Here is a 1,378-nt window from a genome sequence, read left to right on the forward strand (position 1 = left end):
TGTTTGTGGGAGCGGCTATAGCCGCGATCTGGGCACCAGGCCATCGCGGCTATAGCCGCTCCCACAAAAGCGGAGGGCCGCTCCCACAAAGGCGGATGGCCGCTCCAGCTCCCGCTTCAGCGGAAGGCTGCGCCCGCAAGGGCGGGAGCGCTCCCATCGGGGCAGGGGTAGAATGGTGGCATGGATATCCTGCTCGCCAACCCCCGCGGCTTCTGCGCCGGCGTCGACCGCGCGATCGAGATCGTCAAGCGCGCGATCGAGACGCTGGGCGCGCCGATCTACGTGCGCCACGAGGTCGTGCACAACCGCTACGTGGTCGACGACCTCAAGCAGCGCGGCGCGATCTTCGTCGAGGAGCTCGACGAGGTGCCCGACGGCAACACGGTGATCTTCAGCGCCCACGGCGTTTCCCAGGCGGTGCGCAACGAAGCCGACCGTCGCGGCCTGAAAGTGTTCGACGCCACCTGCCCGCTGGTGACCAAGGTGCATTTCGAAGTCGCACGCCACTGCCGCGCGGGCCGCGACGTGGTGCTGATCGGCCACGCCGGGCACCCCGAGGTCGAAGGCACGATGGGACAGTGGAGCCGCGAGCGCGGCACCGGGACCATCTACCTGGTCGAGGACGTGGACGATGTCGAGGCGCTGCAGGTCGCGCAGCCGGACAACCTGGCCTACACCACCCAGACCACGCTCTCGGTGGATGACACGCGCGGCGTGATCGACGCCCTGCGTGCGCGCTTCCCGGCGCTCCAGGGCCCGAAGAACGACGACATCTGCTACGCCACCCAGAACCGCCAGGACGCGGTGCGGCTGCTGGCCACCGAATGCGACCTGGTGCTGGTGGTCGGCTCGCCCAACAGCTCGAACTCCAACCGCCTGCGCGAGCTCGCCGAACGCGACGGCGTCGAGGCCTACCTGATCGACGGCGCCGACGAGATCGACCCGGCATGGGTGCTTGGCCGCCACCACGTGGGCGTGACCGCCGGTGCCTCGGCCCCGGATGTCCTTGTGGAAGGCGTGCTGGCGCGACTGCGCGATCTCGGAGCCGGCGGCGTGCGCGAGCTCGATGGTGAGCGCGAGAACATGGTGTTCGCCCTGCCCAAGGAGCTGCGGCTGCGGCTGGTGGACTGAGGCGCCCGCCACGCGCGCCGGATTCCGGAATCCGGAAAGAAAAAGGCTCTTCTCCCGATTGAGGGGGAGACGTACGCCCGACCCGGCAGAGTGGCTGGTTCTTCTCGCGGCTCCGGGGTTCTGACGTGACAGTTGGAGCACGTTGTTGCGGCGTGAGCTCCGTTGTGGTCCGCGCTGCCCGTCCCGTGGATTTCTCCGTTGTAGCCCGCGCTGCCCGTCCCGCACACAGGGGGTGTGCTGCGCCGGC

Annotated in this window: 1 protein-coding gene; it reads left to right on the forward strand. The window is 69.0% G+C overall.

What is annotated here, in order from left to right; all coding sequences use genetic code 11:
• The first annotated feature begins 180 nt into the window (after positions 1–180).
• Positions 181–1,131, forward strand: a complete 951-nt coding sequence (ispH, locus tag WCD84_RS14040; protein WP_343281765.1) for a 4-hydroxy-3-methylbut-2-enyl diphosphate reductase — start codon at positions 181–183, stop codon at positions 1,129–1,131.
• The last annotated feature ends 247 nt before the right edge of the window (positions 1,132–1,378 follow it).

The sequence above is a fragment of the Luteimonas changyuni genome (genome assembly GCF_039548395.1).
In the GTDB taxonomy this organism is placed as follows: domain Bacteria; phylum Pseudomonadota; class Gammaproteobacteria; order Xanthomonadales; family Xanthomonadaceae; genus Luteimonas.

Coding starts and splice junctions, on each gene's coding strand:
- ispH (WP_343281765.1), top strand. CDS start 181: ATGGATATCCTGCTCGCCAACCCCCGCGGCTTCTGCGCCGGCGTCGAC.